Source organism: Enterobacter cloacae complex sp. HYC080_NIDB, assembly GCF_056673325.1.
Window position 1 is genome coordinate 311040 of the sequence record NZ_CP114212.1, and the last position, 15117, is coordinate 326156.

Annotated in this window: 15 protein-coding genes; 11 read left to right on the forward strand and 4 right to left on the reverse strand. The window is 50.9% G+C overall.

What is annotated here, in order from left to right; genetic code table 11:
- Window positions 1–78: 78 nt before the first annotated feature.
- Both silP and O1723_RS01390 read left to right on the forward strand, forming a co-directional pair.
- Entirely contained in the window at window positions 79–2526 is a 2448-nt protein-coding gene (gene silP / locus O1723_RS01385; protein ID WP_248191422.1) for a heavy metal translocating P-type ATPase, read from the forward strand.
- A 40-nt stretch (window positions 2527–2566) separates the two neighbouring features.
- Entirely contained in the window at window positions 2567–2764 is a 198-nt protein-coding gene (locus O1723_RS01390) for a DUF2933 domain-containing protein (protein WP_000843494.1), read from the forward strand.
- Between the two features lie 33 nt (window positions 2765–2797).
- On the opposite strand, the gene O1723_RS01395 is transcribed toward O1723_RS01390, so the two are convergent.
- Together O1723_RS01395 and O1723_RS01400 are read right to left on the reverse strand one after the other, a co-directional pair.
- Window positions 2798–3535 (reverse strand): peptidoglycan DD-metalloendopeptidase family protein, encoded by a 738-nt coding sequence (locus tag O1723_RS01395; protein ID WP_000287501.1) that lies wholly within the window; start codon window positions 3533–3535, stop codon window positions 2798–2800.
- Between the two features lie 288 nt (window positions 3536–3823).
- Window positions 3824–4273 (reverse strand): copper resistance protein, encoded by a 450-nt coding sequence (locus O1723_RS01400; protein ID WP_001023257.1) that lies wholly within the window; start codon window positions 4271–4273, stop codon window positions 3824–3826.
- A 234-nt stretch (window positions 4274–4507) separates the two neighbouring features.
- Between O1723_RS01400 and pcoA the strand changes: the two genes are divergently transcribed.
- From pcoA to O1723_RS01440, 8 genes are all read left to right on the forward strand, one after another.
- The gene (gene pcoA, locus O1723_RS01405; RefSeq protein ID WP_000925240.1) at window positions 4508–6325 is read left to right on the forward strand and encodes a multicopper oxidase PcoA; all 1818 of its coding nucleotides are present in this window, start codon (window positions 4508–4510) and stop codon (window positions 6323–6325) included.
- Window positions 6326–6330: 5 nt separating this feature from the next.
- Window positions 6331–7221: a copper resistance outer membrane transporter PcoB gene (pcoB, locus tag O1723_RS01410; protein ID WP_001378118.1), complete on the forward strand. Its 891-nt coding sequence runs from the start codon at window positions 6331–6333 to the stop codon at window positions 7219–7221.
- 39 nt (window positions 7222–7260) lie between these two features.
- On the forward strand, window positions 7261–7641 hold the full coding sequence (gene pcoC, locus O1723_RS01415; protein WP_000025662.1) for a copper resistance system metallochaperone PcoC: 381 nt from the start codon (window positions 7261–7263) through the stop codon (window positions 7639–7641).
- Window positions 7642–7696: 55 nt separating this feature from the next.
- A complete protein-coding gene (gene pcoD / locus O1723_RS01420) occupies window positions 7697–8575 on the forward strand; it encodes a copper resistance inner membrane protein PcoD (RefSeq protein ID WP_229692861.1) in 879 nt (292 codons plus the stop codon).
- A 54-nt stretch (window positions 8576–8629) separates the two neighbouring features.
- Window positions 8630–9310, forward strand: coding sequence for a copper response regulator transcription factor PcoR (gene pcoR / locus O1723_RS01425; RefSeq protein WP_180256137.1), 681 nt, complete (start codon window positions 8630–8632; stop codon window positions 9308–9310).
- Window positions 9307–10707: a copper resistance membrane spanning protein PcoS gene (gene pcoS, locus O1723_RS01430; RefSeq protein ID WP_001211179.1), complete on the forward strand. Its 1401-nt coding sequence runs from the start codon at window positions 9307–9309 to the stop codon at window positions 10705–10707. Before pcoR ends, pcoS begins: the two co-directional genes overlap by 4 nt.
- 217 nt (window positions 10708–10924) lie before the next feature.
- Window positions 10925–11359 (forward strand): copper resistance system metallochaperone PcoE, encoded by a 435-nt coding sequence (gene pcoE / locus O1723_RS01435; protein WP_000723069.1) that lies wholly within the window; start codon window positions 10925–10927, stop codon window positions 11357–11359.
- 428 nt (window positions 11360–11787) lie between these two features.
- Entirely contained in the window at window positions 11788–12813 is a 1026-nt protein-coding gene (locus tag O1723_RS01440) for a TerC/Alx family metal homeostasis membrane protein (RefSeq protein ID WP_248191076.1), read from the forward strand.
- A 60-nt stretch (window positions 12814–12873) separates the two neighbouring features.
- On the opposite strand, the gene O1723_RS01445 is transcribed toward O1723_RS01440, so the two are convergent.
- Window positions 12874–13536 (reverse strand): HAD family hydrolase, encoded by a 663-nt coding sequence (locus O1723_RS01445; RefSeq protein ID WP_014885577.1) that lies wholly within the window; start codon window positions 13534–13536, stop codon window positions 12874–12876.
- Window positions 13537–13857: 321 nt separating this feature from the next.
- On the opposite strand from O1723_RS01445, the gene O1723_RS01450 reads away from it, so the two are divergent.
- The gene (locus O1723_RS01450) at window positions 13858–14304 is read left to right on the forward strand and encodes an NlpC/P60 family protein (protein ID WP_014885576.1); all 447 of its coding nucleotides are present in this window, start codon (window positions 13858–13860) and stop codon (window positions 14302–14304) included.
- Window positions 14305–14309: 5 nt separating this feature from the next.
- On the opposite strand, the gene O1723_RS01455 is transcribed toward O1723_RS01450, so the two are convergent.
- Window positions 14310–15104, reverse strand: a complete 795-nt coding sequence (locus O1723_RS01455; RefSeq protein ID WP_014885575.1) for an SDR family NAD(P)-dependent oxidoreductase — start codon at window positions 15102–15104, stop codon at window positions 14310–14312.
- Window positions 15105–15117 lie beyond the last annotated feature (13 nt).

Consider the following 15117-nt stretch of genomic DNA (forward strand, 5'->3'; position numbering starts at 1 on the left):
CGGCGATATTCGTGGTAATCGCATCCATGACATACCCTGAAGACAGAAGATGCTTCGGTATGCATAAGGAGAGTTACTGTGAAAAATGACAATGCAGTGCAACACAACAACCAGACTGCTTCTGAGCAGACATTATCCCCGGACGAGGGCCACGTATTGCATAAGGTGAGAGATCCCGTGTGCGGGATGGCCATCCTGCCCGACAGGGCGCACAGCAGCATTCGATACCAGGACCATCAACTTTATTTCTGCTCCGCCAGCTGTGAGAGTAAATTTAAAGCCCATCCCGATCGTTATCTTACCGAAGATGCCAGTGAACATTCCCATCACCATCACCACGATCATCACGAAGTCAGCCCTGATCAGATAAAACAGCCTCACCACCAGGCGGAAAAAGAGAATTCTGAAGGTGTGTGGACATGTCCGATGCACCCGGAGATACGCCGCAGTGGTCCCGGAAGCTGTCCTGTCTGTGGAATGGCACTGGAGCCGCTCGTAGCTACGGCATCCACGGGGCCGAGTGATGAACTTCACGACATGACAAGACGCTTCTGGCTGGGGTTGTTGCTGGCGTTTCCGGTTCTGGTACTCGAAATGGGATCTCATCTGTTTCCCGAGTTGAGGAATACAGTACCGCCACAGTACAACACATGGCTGCAGCTGCTTCTGGCCTCCCCTGTCGTGTTGTGGTGTGGCTGGCCATTCTTCGCCCGGGCCGGAATGTCGTTACGTAACCGCTCCATGAATATGTTTACCCTTGTTGCAATGGGGACCGGCGTAGCCTGGGTTTACAGCGTCATTGCAACCGTCTTCCCCTCCTGGTTTCCTGCATCGTTCAGAAACATGGATGGCCTGGTGGCCGTTTATTTTGAAGCCGCAGCAGTTATTACGGTGCTTGTTCTGCTGGGACAGGTTCTTGAGCTGCGGGCACGGGAACAAACCTCAGGCGCCATTACTGCGCTTCTGAACCTTGCCCCCAAAACCGCCAGACGGCTGGATCATGACGGTCATGAAACGGATATTAATGCGGAAGATGTCCTGCCTGGCGATAAGCTCCGCATCAGACCTGGAGAGAGTATTCCGGTCGACGGTATCGTGATCGAAGGCAAAACAACCGTTGATGAATCGATGGTGACCGGGGAATCTATGCCGGTTACCAAAACGGAGGGTGACCCTGTCATCGGGGGGACCATTAATCAGACAGGGAGTCTCATCATCCGTGCAGAGAAAGTCGGTGATGAAACAATGCTCTCACGAATTGTTCAGATGGTCGCTGATGCACAGCGTTCGCGTGCCCCCATCCAGAGAATGGCTGACAGCGTTTCAGGCTGGTTTGTTCCTCTGGTGATACTTATCGCGGTTGTTGCTTTCGTGATCTGGTCTGTCTGGGGGCCCGAGCCCAGGATGGCGCACGGTCTCATTGCGGCTGTGTCGGTCCTGATTATTGCCTGTCCCTGCGCGCTGGGGCTGGCCACGCCGATGTCGATAATGGTGGGGGTGGGCAAAGGAGCCCAGGCCGGGGTGTTAATCAGGAATGCCGAAGCCCTTGAGCGTCTTGAAAAAGTGGACACGCTGGTTGTCGACAAAACAGGCACGCTCACGGAAGGTTCGCCTACGGTGACAGGGATTATCAGTCTCAATCCGGGTGGGGAAACATCTCTTTTGCGTGTAACAGCCGCAGTGGAAAAAGGCTCGCAGCATCCGCTGGGTATGGCAGTAGTTAAAGCAGCACAGGAAAAGGGGATCGCAATACCCGCAGTCACTCATTTCGATGCACCGTCGGGTAAAGGTGTCTCAGGCGATGTCGAAGGTCAACGGGTTGTTATTGGTAATGAACTGGCTATGCAGGAAAACAGTATAGTTATTGATAATCAAAAGGCCGTTGCGGATACGTTGCGGATGGAAGGCGCTACCGTTATCTATGTGGCCACAGACGGGGACCTTGCAGGCCTGATAGCTATCTCGGATCCCGTGAAAACAACCACGCCGGATGCGCTTAAAGCTTTGCGTCAGGCGGGGATCCGCATCGTTATGCTCACCGGGGATAACCAGCTTACTGCTGAAGCAGTCGCACGGAAACTGGGAATAGATGAGGTTGAAGCCGGAATTCTGCCGGATGGCAAAAAAGCAGTGATAACCCGACTGAAAGAGTCTGGCCATGTGGTTGCGATGGCCGGAGACGGTGTGAATGATGCCCCGGCGCTGGCAGCGGCTGACGTGGGTATAGCCATGGGAACGGGTACAGATGTGGCAATTGAAAGTGCCGGAGTCACCCTTCTCAAAGGCGACTTGATGATACTGAACAGGGCCCGTCATCTGTCAGAGATCACCATGAAAAATATCCGTCAGAATCTGTTTTTTGCATTTATCTACAACGCACTTGGCGTGCCTGTGGCTGCAGGTCTGCTTTATCCTGTGTATGGAATACTGCTGTCGCCAGTTATTGCGGCGGCGGCCATGGCTCTTTCCTCCGTCAGCGTCATTGTGAATGCGTTGCGTCTGAAAAGTGTCAGGCTCGGGAAATAACACTGAGTGAAGGGTCAGTTACGAACAGAAGGAGTCCAGTATGAAAAGTACCACCTATGCGCTTATTGCTGTCGCCGCGATCGCGGCATTTGCCCTCCTGCGCGAACACTGGTCACATGTGGCAGGTTACTGGCCATATCTGTTATTGCTGGTCTGCCCGCTAATGCATCTTTTCCACGGCCACGGAGGGCATGGAGATCATCAACATCACGGAAGTGAAAACGATAAAAAAAATTAATCCGGCAGACGGGGCCGCGTCGCGGTCCCGTTATCAGTCCAGGTATCGTTCGTAGTCTCTGGCATGCGCAAAGGCATGCTGTTCGAGTTTGTTATCAGCGGGTGCCGCTGCCCGGAACGCCAGAGAGTTAACAGGGTTGTTATTGATGACCAGCTCGTAATGCAGATGAGGACCGGATGAACGTCCGCTGTTACCGGATAACGCAATAGCACCTCCCCGTGTAACCCTGGCCCCTTTAGTAACGAGTATTTTATTGAGGTGGAGATAGCGAGTTTTAACACCGGCTTTTCCCGTTACTTCAACAAAATATCCCATGGTACTGTTGTATTCGGCCCGGGTGATTTTTCCGTCGATGACGCTGACTATTTTCGTGTTCATGGGCATGGAATAATCAATGCCATTATGGGGACTCACTTTTCCCGATACCGGGTTAAGTCTTGCAGGATTGAAAGGCGAACTGAGTCTTGCTGTGGCCGGTAACGGATAATCGAGACTGCCTTTCCCGGAAGTATCGGAAAGGTTATAGAACTTTTTATCTGATATACGATACGCCGTGTAATTAAATGAACCGGACGTAAATTTATAGGCCACGACACGTGATTTTCCCGCTTTCTTTTGCAGTACGAGTTTTAATGATTCATTTTTTTTCAAATGCCGCAGATTAAACCGGGAAGGCAAGGAGCGCTGAAGAGTAGCGATCTCGTTCGATTCCAGCCCCGAGCGGGTGGCTGAAAGGTAGGCATTTTCTTTTACGACATCGGTAGAATACATTTACTGGAATTCGCCGTTAGCATGAACACTGCGGCGTATGCTAGGGGTTTTCAGGAGGCGTGTCATCTGTCAGTTAATCGGGAGCACCGTTGATGGTCGTCATTTTTGTAACATATCTTGTTTCCCGTTTGCTCCTGAAGCTCTGGGAACTGTATGAACAGCCCGACGGTGATGATTAACGGGACTGAAACAGGTTACGGCAGAGCAATATGGGGCTCATGTCCTGCTACGTAACCCGTCAGTAAAGCCCTGCTGCGCACCTGACGCTAAGCACTAACCCGCCTGCAGTTACCTGGTCGAATACAGCCCGCGAAGCTTTCTTGCCTGCGTCTGATGTGCTTCCGCACCGGCATTATTGACCTGCTCATGCACGAGAGCGGCTTTTTCTCCGGCATTCAGTTCGTTAAAAGAAGAAGACGAGGTCTTTGAATTTGCATCACTGCCGGACAGCATTTTTTTATGTTCCTCAATCATTTTCTGATGCGCATAGGACGCGCTGTTGTTCATAAATGAATGAGCAACAATGGCCCTTTCATGTTCATTCATTTCAGAGAATGAGGGCGTGTTGTTTTTATTAACCCTGTCCGGTAAGTTTTCATGCGTCGAGGAATTCACATGACTGACGGCTGAGGCATTATTAACAAATCGATGTGCTTCATGGGCAATATCACTGGACTGAGCAAAAGCTGCCCCACAAAATAAAGCTGTAAACGCAGTGGTCGTGATTAATATATTCATGTGTAATTACCTTCTGAGGTACATAAAAGATGTCCTTATGATCATATATAAAAATAATCAACCTGTGGGGAAGATGACGTAAATGTAATACAGCTATGTACATTACACGATTGTAATGAATTTGTTTCTTAAGGTGTGCTAGATTCATTTCATTGTAAGTGGATGAACCAGTAATTTAATTTAAATCGGTTCTCGAATTCTGTCAGTAACCATACTTTAAATAAGGGAATGCGCATGCTGTTGAAAACGTCTCGACGAACTTTCCTGAAGGGGTTAACCCTCTCTGGCGTAGCCGGAAGTCTTGGCGTATGGAGTTTCAATGCGCGTTCCAGTCTGAGCCTGCCAGTTGCCGCATCCCTGCAGGGTACTCAGTTTGACCTGACCATTGGTGAAACGGCCGTCAATATCACGGGCAGTGAGCGTCAGGCCAAAACAATCAATGGAGGCCTGCCGGGGCCCGTTCTTCGCTGGAAAGAAGGTGACACCATTACCCTGAAGGTCAAAAACCGTCTTAATGAACAGACGTCCATTCACTGGCACGGCATTATTCTTCCGGCCAATATGGATGGTGTTCCGGGGCTGAGTTTTATGGGCATAGAGCCTGATGATACCTACGTTTACACCTTTAAGGTTAAGCAGAACGGGACTTACTGGTACCACAGCCATTCCGGTCTGCAGGAACAGGAGGGGGTATACGGTGCCATTATCATCGATGCCGGGGAGCCAGAACCGTTTACTTACGATCGTGAGCATGTGGTCATGTTGTCTGACTGGACCGATGAAAATCCTCACAGCCTGCTGAAAAAATTAAAAAAACAGTCGGATTACTACAATTTCAATAAACCAACCGTTGGCTCTTTTTTCCGCGACGTGAATACCAGGGGGCTGTCAGCCACCATTGCCGATCGGAAAATGTGGGCTGAAATGAAAATGAATCCGACTGACCTCGCGGATGTCAGTGGCTACACCTACACCTATCTCATGAACGGGCAGGCCCCGCTGAAAAACTGGACCGGACTGTTCCGTCCCGGTGAAAAGATACGCTTACGGTTTATCAACGGCTCGGCAATGACCTATTTCGATATCCGTATCCCCGGGCTGAAAATGACGGTCGTGGCTGCAGATGGCCAGTATGTAAACCCGGTTACCGTTGACGAATTCAGGATTGCCGTTGCCGAAACCTATGATGTCATTGTGGAGCCTCAGGGTGAGGCCTATACCATCTTCGCACAATCCATGGACAGGACCGGTTACGCTCGAGGGACACTGGCCACGAGAGAGGGGTTAAGTGCTGCCGTTCCCCCCCTCGATCCCCGTCCTCTGTTGACCATGGAAGATATGGGTATGGGGGGAATGGGACATGATATGGCAGGAATGGACCACAGCCAGATGGGAGGCATGGATAACAGCGGAGAGATGATGTCTATGGACGGTGCTGACCTTCCGGATAGCGGGACATCCTCCGCGCCCATGGATCACAGCAGCATGGCCGGTATGGATCATTCCCGGATGGCCGGAATGCCGGGTATGCAAAGTCATCCTGCGTCAGAAACGGATAACCCACTGGTTGATATGCAGGCGATGAGCGTCTCTCCGAAATTAAATGATCCGGGTATTGGTCTTCGAAATAACGGAAGAAAGGTTCTCACGTACGCGGATTTGAAAAGCCGCTTTGAGGATCCTGACGGACGTGAACCTGGCCGTACCATAGAACTGCATTTAACCGGCCACATGGAAAAGTTTGCCTGGTCATTTAACGGAATCAAGTTTTCAGATGCCGCACCGGTGCTGCTGAAATACGGTGAGCGGCTCAGGATCACGCTGATCAACGATACCATGATGACTCACCCCATTCACCTGCATGGTATGTGGAGCGATCTGGAAGATGAAAACGGTAATTTCATGGTTCGTAAACACACAATAGATGTTCCCCCTGGTACAAAACGCAGTTACAGAGTGACAGCAGATGCGCTTGGCCGCTGGGCGTATCACTGCCATTTGCTCTATCACATGGAAATGGGAATGTTTCGTGAAGTCCGGGTGGAGGAATGATGCGAATGAAGAGAAATTTGAAGGCCATACCTGTTCTGGTCGCCGGTTTGTTTACCTCACAGCTTTCTATTGCGGCGGGCTCCGTCTCTGCAGATCCCCACGCCGGGCACGACATGTCTGCCATGCAGATGCCAGCAGATGAGAATTTCACTGAGATGACGTCAATGGAGCCCATTGTAACTGAGAGCAGAACGCCAATTCCGCCTGTTACCGATGCCGACCGGAAGGCTGCATTCGGCAATTTACAGGGGCATGCGATTCACGACAGTGCGATTAATTATCTGGTTCTGCTGGATCAACTGGAATGGCAACGGTCGGATAACACCAACAATTTCAGCTGGAGTGTTAACAGCTGGATTGGAGGCGACACAGATCGGATTTGGCTAAAGAGTGAAGGTGAACGAAGCAATGGGGAAACGGAGGCGGCTGAAGCGCAGTTACTCTGGGGACATGCGGTTGGCCCATGGTGGGATTTGGTTGCGGGTGTCAGGCAGGATTTCAGACCTGCTTCTGCCCGGACCTGGGCTGCTGTCGGTTTTCAGGGGCTGGCACTCTATAATTTTGAGTCTGAAATTACGGGTTTTGTCAGTAATGGCGGAAAAGCAGCCCTTCGTCTGGGAGGAGAATACGACGTTTTACTGACTAACCGGCTCATACTCCAGCCATCCTATGAGGTGAATTTCTACAGTCAGGATGATGAATCGCGGGGTCGCGGCAGGGGACTGACTGACACAGAGCTGGGGCTCCGGCTGCGCTATGAAATACGCCGTGAGTTTGCACCCTATATAGGCGTTTCCTGGAATCAACTTTACGGGAAAACATCCGATATGGCGAAAAGAGAAGGTGAGAAAGACCATCAGGTAGTATTCCTGGCGGGAGCCAGAATCTGGTTTTAACGCACTGATATAAAACACTCAACTAAACAGGTAAATAAAATGTCGATTTTAAATAAAGCCATTCTTACAGGTGGCCTCGTTATGGGCGTTGCTTTCTCTGCTATGGCCCATCCGGAATTAAAAAGCTCTGTGCCACAGGCTGATTCAGCCGTAGCGGCCCCGGAAAAGATTCAGCTTAATTTCTCGGAAAATCTGACCGTGAAATTCTCAGGTGCAAAATTAACGATGACGGGTATGAAAGGCATGTCATCACATTCTCCGATGCCGGTCGCGGCAAAAGTGGCGCCAGGCGCTGACCCTAAATCGATGGTCATTATTCCGCGAGAGCCTTTACCCGCTGGCACTTATCGTGTTGACTGGCGCGCGGTTTCTTCAGATACGCACCCTATTACCGGTAATTACACCTTTACAGTGAAGTAATATTATGAACGACCTGATTATGATTGTTATTCGTTTTCTTCTTTATCTGGATTTGATGGTAATATTTGGATTGCCATTTTTTCAGATATATGGAATAAGCGGTGTCAGACATGAAACCTATAACCTGACTAATTTCAGGTCGTTTATAACTTTTGCTGTTGTTACAGGCATCATTCTTACTGGCATTAATATGCTCCTGGTATCTAATGCCATGAGTGGAGTAACTGACCTCAGAGAATTATCCATCCATGTTATCGAGATGGTGATAGAAGAAACTGATGTGGGTATTAGCTGGATTGTCAGGCTCTGTGCCCTGTTTACCACACTCGGTGCTTTGTTCCTTTACACTAATAAGAGAGTATTGTCCTGCCTGCTGATGACGATGAGTGGGGGCGTGGCGCTGGCTACACTTGCCTGGGGAGGACACGCCGTTATGCATGACGGTCTGCATTACTATCTCCATTTACTGAGCGATCTGACCCATCTCGGCGCTGCAGGTGCCTGGACAGGTGCTCTGGTTGCATTTGCTATCCTGCTGATGCGCAGAAACGAGCATAATGCACAGAGCGTCATTGTGATATCTGACTCCCTGGCAAAATTTGCCACGGCAGGAACGGTGATTGTTGTAGCCCTGATCCTGAGTGCGCTGGTCAACTATCTGTATATTGCTGAGGGTAACTTAACTCCCTTATTCAACAGTTCCTGGGGGAGGATATTGCTTGCCAAGACGGCTCTGTTTGTTCTGATGCTTCTTCTGGCTGCAGCAAACCGGTTTCACCTGGGTCCCCGGCTTGAAGTTATGGTCAGGGAAGGGAATTATGATCGCAGCGTTGCCCTGATGCGAAACAGCATCCTGACAGAATTCGTTGTTGCGATTATCATTCTGGGCGCCGTAGCGTGGCTCGGAATGCTTGCTCCGTCTCAGGTCAGCTAGGGGACAGCCAAAGCTCATGCGTGAGATTTTTACTTTCATATCAGCGAGTTGACCATGCAGCGTATTTTAATCGTTGAAGACGAACAAAAAACAGGTCGTTACCTGCAGCAGGGACTGGTTGAGGAAGGCTATCAGGCCGATCTCTTTAATAATGGCCGCGATGGTCTCGGGGCCGCGTCGAAGGGACAGTATGATTTGATAATACTGGACGTGATGCTGCCTTTCCTCGACGGGTGGCAAATCATCAGCGCACTGAGGGAGTCCGGGCACGAAGAACCGGTCCTGTTTTTAACCGCAAAGGACAACGTGCTGGACAAAGTGAAAGGACTGGAGCTTGGCGCAGATGACTACCTGATTAAGCCCTTTGATTTTACGGAGCTGGTTGCACGTGTAAGAACCCTACTGCGCCGGGCACGCTCGCAGGCCGCAACAGTCTGCACCATCGCCGATATGACCGTTGATATGGTGCGCCGGACCGTGATCCGTTCGGGGAAGAAGATCCATCTCACCGGTAAAGAATACGTTCTGCTTGAGTTGCTGCTGCAACGCACCGGAGAAGTGTTACCCAGGAGTCTTATCTCGTCCCTGGTCTGGAACATGAATTTTGACAGTGATACGAATGTGATTGATGTCGCCGTGAGACGTCTGAGAAGTAAAATTGATGATGACTTTGAGCCAAAACTGATCCATACCGTTCGCGGTGCCGGATATGTCCTGGAGATCAGAGAAGAGTGAGGTTCAAAATTTCCCTGACCACACGCCTGAGCCTGATTTTTTCTGCGGTGATGCTTACGGTATGGTGGTTATCAAGTTTTATCCTGATTAGCACCCTTAATGGCTATTTCGATAATCAGGACCGCGATTTTCTGACAGGTAAACTTCAGCTCACCGAAGAGTTTCTTAAAACAGAGACGTTCAGGAACAAAACGGATATTAAGTCATTATCAGAAAAAATAAACGATGCGATGGTGGGGCACAATGGCTTATTCATTTCTATAAAAAACATGGAAAATGAAAAAATTGTTGAACTCTATGCCAAAAATTCTGTTGTTCCAGCGATCTTGCTTAATAAGTCGGGTGATATTCTCGACTATATGATCCAGACGGAAGAAAATAACACCGTGTACCGCAGTATCTCGCGGCGGGTTGCCGTGACGCCGGAACAGGGTAAAAGCAAACATGTCATCATTACGGTTGCCACGGATACTGGGTATCACACCCTGTTTATGGACAAACTCAGTACCTGGCTGTTCTGGTTCAATATCGGTCTGGTCTTTATTTCTGTTTTTCTGGGCTGGCTGACCACACGTATTGGTCTGAAACCGCTACGGGAAATGACCAGTCTGGCTTCCTCCATGACCGTACACAGCCTGGATCAGCGTCTAAATCCCGATCTGGCTCCGCCGGAAATCTCTGAGACCATGCAGGAGTTCAATAATATGTTTGATCGCCTGGAGGGGGCATTCCGGAAACTGTCAGATTTCTCGTCTGACATCGCGCATGAGCTGCGCACACCAGTCAGTAATCTGATGATGCAGACGCAGTTTGCACTGGCTAAGGAAAGGGATGTTTCGCATTACCGCGAAATTTTATTCGCTAACCTGGAAGAACTGAAAAGGTTGTCACGAATGACCAGTGACATGCTTTTTCTGGCACGTTCAGAGCATGGTCTGCTGCGGCTGGATAAACATGATGTGGATCTGGCAGCCGAACTGAATGAATTACGTGAGTTGTTCGAGCCCCTGGCAGACGAAACAGGAAAGACAATCACGGTTGAAGGAGAGGGCGTTGTTGCCGGAGACAGCGATATGCTCCGACGTGCTTTCAGTAACCTGCTTTCCAATGCAATCAAGTATTCTCCCGATAACACCTGTACAGCGATACACCTTGAGCGTGACAGTGACTGTGTGAACGTGATGATTACGAATACGATGTCCGGCCAGGTTCCCGCTAATCTGGAACGTTTGTTTGACCGGTTCTATCGCGCAGACTCATCAAGGTTCTACAACACGGAAGGCGCGGGGCTGGGATTATCAATTACAAGGTCGATCATTCATGCTCACGGCGGCGAGCTGTCAGCAGAACAGCAGGGGCGTGAAATTGTGTTCAAAGTGCGCCTGTTAATGGATTAATCCCGTTGTTCAGGAGAAACCTGGAAGGTGACAAAATTGTCATCATTCAGTCACGCGATAAACAGAGGCGGTTTTTTATAATTATTCATAAATCAGGAGCAGCGTGATAACACAATCACCTGGTTCCTGGAGTGATGATTAACCCGCCCTGAGATCAACTGCTTTCTCTGTTATAAGCCATTGATTGTTTGGGTATGTAAACACCGGAGACCCAACCATGAAAAAGATTCTCGTATCATTTGTTGCCATTATGGCTGCCGCTTCATCTGCCATGGCTGCAGAGACAATGAACATGCATGACCAGGTAAATAATGCACAGGCACCTGCCCACCAGATGCAGTCATCTGCTGAAAAAAGTGCAATTCAGGGAGACAGCATGACAATGATGGATATGAGCAGTCACGATCAGGCCGCAATGTCCCATGACATGATGCAAAACAGCAATTCTGCTGCCCACCAGGACATGGCTGAAATGCATAAAAAAATGATGAAAGCTAAACCCGGAGCTACCAACGAAACAGCAAAGTCATTTTCTGAAATGAGCGAGCATGAGAAGGCCGCAGCTGTACATGAGAAGGCGAATAATGGTCAGTCTTCCGTTGTTCACCAGCAGCAGGCTGATAAGCATCGCAGTCAGATCACCCAGAATTAACCCGCAGCTCCACTTGTTAGACCCTCATTTGACGCCGAAGTCACTGGCTTACGCTCCCGTCCGGGAGCGTTTTTTTTCCCATATATCAAACTTTAACTCTGAAGAGGTGGAAGTATCTGACCAACACTGTCACGTAACGCCAGATAACTACAAAAACACCTTTTTCCTCCTGTAAATTGCAGTTCCTGCAAGAACATCAAGGCATAATGTTGGAACAGCGTGTGATACACACTTAGCATCATGTTTTGTATGTGTTTTTTTAAAACTTTACAACTTTAAAGTCTTTTTCAGGTTAAAGGATACAACTTTAATGTCTCTACACAGCCGAAAAGAACAGTTAATATTTATTTTTTTTGCGTGCTGTGCCCTTAACGGGCTCGCGCTTTTTATTGTCTGCATGGTGTTTTGTATCCAAAAAAGGGTTGTGTATGTCAGCTGCTCATCTCGGTTTCCCGACGGAAACCGTTGTTGTCTTTGTGGTGATGGCCGTTGGGGCGATGTTTATCGACCTCTTTATGCACCGTCACGATAAACCTGTCTCGCTGAACAGCGCGGCGATGTGGTCCATCTTCTGGGTCATGATGGCGATGGCGTTCGCCGGGTTCCTGTATGTCCACCACGGTGCAGAGATGGCGAGCCTGTTCCTCACCGGCTATGCGCTGGAAGAGGTGCTTTCCGTCGATAACCTGTTTGTGATGATGGCGATTTTCGCCTGGTTCGGTGTGCCGGATAAGTACCGTCACCGTGTGCTCTACTGGGGTGTGCTGGGGGCGATTGTTTTCCGCGGTATTTTCGTGGCGATCGGGACCAGCCTGCTGAGCCTGGGGCCGTACGTGGAGGTCATTTTTGCGCTGGTTGTCGGCTGGACGGCGGTGATGATGCTCAAACGCAATGAAGAGAGTGACGAAGTGGAAGATTACTCCGGCCATCTCGCGTACCGCCTGGTGAAGCGCTTCTATCCGGTCTGGCCGAAAATCAGCAGCAATGCCTTTATCCTGACCCAGAAAGAGGTGGATGCGGAGCTTGAAAAGCCGGAAAACCAGGACGTCATGGTCGGGCGCGTGAAGAAGGCGAAACGCTACGCGACACCGCTGCTGCTTTGCGTGGCGGTGGTGGAACTTTCTGACGTGATGTTCGCCTTTGACTCCGTACCGGCCATTATTGCCGTGAGCCGCGAGCCGCTGATTATCTATAGCGCCATGATGTTCGCCATTCTCGGCCTGCGTACCCTCTACTTTGTGCTGGAAGCGCTGAAGCAGTATCTGGTCCACCTTGAGAAAGCCGTGGTGTTGCTGCTGTTCTTCGTGGCGTTCAAGCTGGGGTTAAATGCCACCGATCACTTCTGGCATCACGGGTACAGCATTGGCGCGACGGCGAGCCTGTTTGTGGTTTTAGGCGTGCTGGCGCTGGGGATTATTGCGAGCGTGATGTTCCCTGGGAAACGTGAGGCCTGATGCTTTGCCTTTCTCCCTCTCCCCGTGGGAGAGGGCCGGGGTGAGGGCACCAGACCGCACCTAACCCTTAATCGGCGAATTCCGGCGCTTGCGCGGGTGGTGGAAATGCCGCCAGTGAGGATCCTGCGCCGCGGCCAGCAGCTCGTGGTCGCCGCGGGTATCTCCCCAGGCGCGCAGGTGATAGGCGTTCAGATCGCCATACACTTTTTCCAGTCTTGCGACTTTCTGGGCACAGCGGCAGTTATTGCCGGTGATGCGTCCTGTCAGCTTGCCGTCTTTCACTTCCAACTGGGTGCCAATCAGCTTAATACCGAGCTTATCCGCCCAGGGCTGAAGCACCAGGGCCGGAGAGGCAGAACAGATCGTCACCTCCGCACCGGAATTCACCTCCGCCGCCACGGCCAGAACCCCTTCGGGGCGCATCAGCTTGTTCCAGTATTTTTCGCAAAATGCTTCCGCCTGCTGGCGCAGCCAGTGCTCATCCACTCCCGTCAGGAATGTTTTGATCAGCACTTCCTTTAGCTCATCCCGGGTCAGCTTGCGGCGAACGCAGTGCAGCGTAGGTAACGCCATGCGCACCAGGCGGCCTGCGAAGTAGCGTTTCCCAAAGGCAAAACGCAGGAAAGGGATAAAGCTATCGTGGTGCGTTAGTGTCCCATCAAAATCAAAGACAGAGAGCACGCTGGATTTAGCCACCGTCTCGTCGGCAATCATATTGGTCATAAATACGTCTTAGCTGAAATACACATTCTGCGGATCAGTTTACCTGCTTTATCTAAACAGTCCTTACATCTCCACCCTTTTTTTCACGATCTTGCGATCTGAAAGTGAGTCCATTTTTGGCCTCGATAGTCGTTGGTGAAAAAATGAACTGTCTATATTATCGCCACATCGAAAGATATTTCGGGGGAACATTGGCCCCCACGCGTAAGGAAAAATTCACTCTAAGCCACGATTTTTGATATGACGTTAAGATCGCTTATTTCAATCCTCACACTCAGTTTTGCTTCGTTTTCTGCAATGAGTTTTCAACTGCCCGCATCGATGATCTCGATGAATTCTGCGTTTGCGGAATCACCCGCGAAATCGGCGCTGTTTCATCAGGAAACGGGCCCGCTGCGCTCGCGCATTCTCGATCAATACCAGAAGTGGAAGGGAACCCAGTATCAGTGGGGCGGCACGAGCCACCGCGGCGTGGATTGCTCTGCACTGATGCAGCACCTGTTCAGCGATGCGGCGAATCTTAATTTGCCGCGCACGACCAGCGAGCAAATCCATCGCGGCGTGCAGGTGGCGCAGTACCGTCTTAAGGCCGGCGACCTGGTCTTCTTCCAGACGGGGCCAAACCGAAAGCATGTCGGTGTCTACATCGGTGACAACCGGTTTATTCACGCCTCCAGCAGCCAGGGGGTGACGGTGTCAACCCTGACCGATGACTACTGGCAAGCACATTACATCACGGCCCGCCGCGTGACGGGCAGTGCGGCGTAACGGGATCAGATGATGTCATCCACCACGCCACCGTCGACGCGCAACGCTGCGCCCGAGGTGGCGGAGGCCTGAGGCGAACAGACATAAATCACCATATTGGCCACCTCTTCTACCGTGGCCGCACGCTGGATAACCGAGCTGGGGCGGTTGGCCATGACAAATTCTTTCGCCAGCTGCTCCAGCGATTTCCCGGTTTTCTCGATTTCATCTTTCATCATTTCAGCGAAACCGTCCGACAGGGTGGGCCCCGGCAGTACGCTGTTCACCGTCACGCCGCTTCCTGCTACGAACTTCGCCAGCCCGCGAGCGAGCGAGAGCTGTGCCGTTTTAGTCACCCCGTAGTGGATCATATCCGCCGGAATATTGCAGGCCGATTCGGAAGAGATAAACACCACCCGTCCCCAGCCTTTTTTCACCATGGCTGGCAGCAGGGCGCGGGAAAGACGCACGCCGGACATCACGTTGGTCTGCCAGTAACGCTCCCAGGTTTCATCGTCGGTGCTATAGAAGTCCTGCGGGCCGTAAATTCCGGCGTTGTTCACCAGAATATCGACATCACTTGCGACCTTCAGCAGCGACTCAACCCCTTCTGCCGTACTGAGATCGGCAATGGCGGCACGCACCTGTACGCCGGGTACAACCTGCTGTAACTGCTGAATACCCTTGTTCACCGAGTCGATGCTGCGGCCATTCACGATCACTTCCGCGCCGCTTTCCGCCAGGCCTCTGGCAATGGCGAACCCGATACCGCCGGTTGAGGCAGTCACCAGCGCCACTTTCCCCGCAAAGTCGATTTTCATCTTCTGCTCCTTA

Excerpts from the sequence above, each read along its gene's own strand:
- O1723_RS01390 (WP_000843494.1), top strand. The coding sequence starts at position 2,567 with ATGAAAAGTACCACCTATGCGCTTATTGCTGTCGCCGCGATCGCGGCA.
- pcoR (WP_180256137.1), top strand. The coding sequence starts at position 8,630 with ATGCAGCGTATTTTAATCGTTGAAGACGAACAAAAAACAGGTCGTTAC.
- pcoD (WP_229692861.1), top strand. The coding sequence starts at position 7,697 with ATGGTAATATTTGGATTGCCATTTTTTCAGATATATGGAATAAGCGGT.
- O1723_RS01440 (WP_248191076.1), top strand. The coding sequence starts at position 11,788 with ATGTCAGCTGCTCATCTCGGTTTCCCGACGGAAACCGTTGTTGTCTTT.
- O1723_RS01400 (WP_001023257.1), bottom strand. The coding sequence starts at position 4,273 with ATGAATATATTAATCACGACCACTGCGTTTACAGCTTTATTTTGTGGG.
- pcoA (WP_000925240.1), top strand. The coding sequence starts at position 4,508 with ATGCTGTTGAAAACGTCTCGACGAACTTTCCTGAAGGGGTTAACCCTC.
- O1723_RS01395 (WP_000287501.1), bottom strand. The coding sequence starts at position 3,535 with ATGTATTCTACCGATGTCGTAAAAGAAAATGCCTACCTTTCAGCCACC.
- pcoB (WP_001378118.1), top strand. The coding sequence starts at position 6,331 with ATGAAGAGAAATTTGAAGGCCATACCTGTTCTGGTCGCCGGTTTGTTT.
- pcoE (WP_000723069.1), top strand. The coding sequence starts at position 10,925 with ATGAAAAAGATTCTCGTATCATTTGTTGCCATTATGGCTGCCGCTTCA.
- O1723_RS01450 (WP_014885576.1), top strand. The coding sequence starts at position 13,858 with ATGATCTCGATGAATTCTGCGTTTGCGGAATCACCCGCGAAATCGGCG.
- O1723_RS01445 (WP_014885577.1), bottom strand. The coding sequence starts at position 13,536 with ATGACCAATATGATTGCCGACGAGACGGTGGCTAAATCCAGCGTGCTC.
- pcoC (WP_000025662.1), top strand. The coding sequence starts at position 7,261 with ATGTCGATTTTAAATAAAGCCATTCTTACAGGTGGCCTCGTTATGGGC.
- O1723_RS01455 (WP_014885575.1), bottom strand. The coding sequence starts at position 15,104 with ATGAAAATCGACTTTGCGGGGAAAGTGGCGCTGGTGACTGCCTCAACC.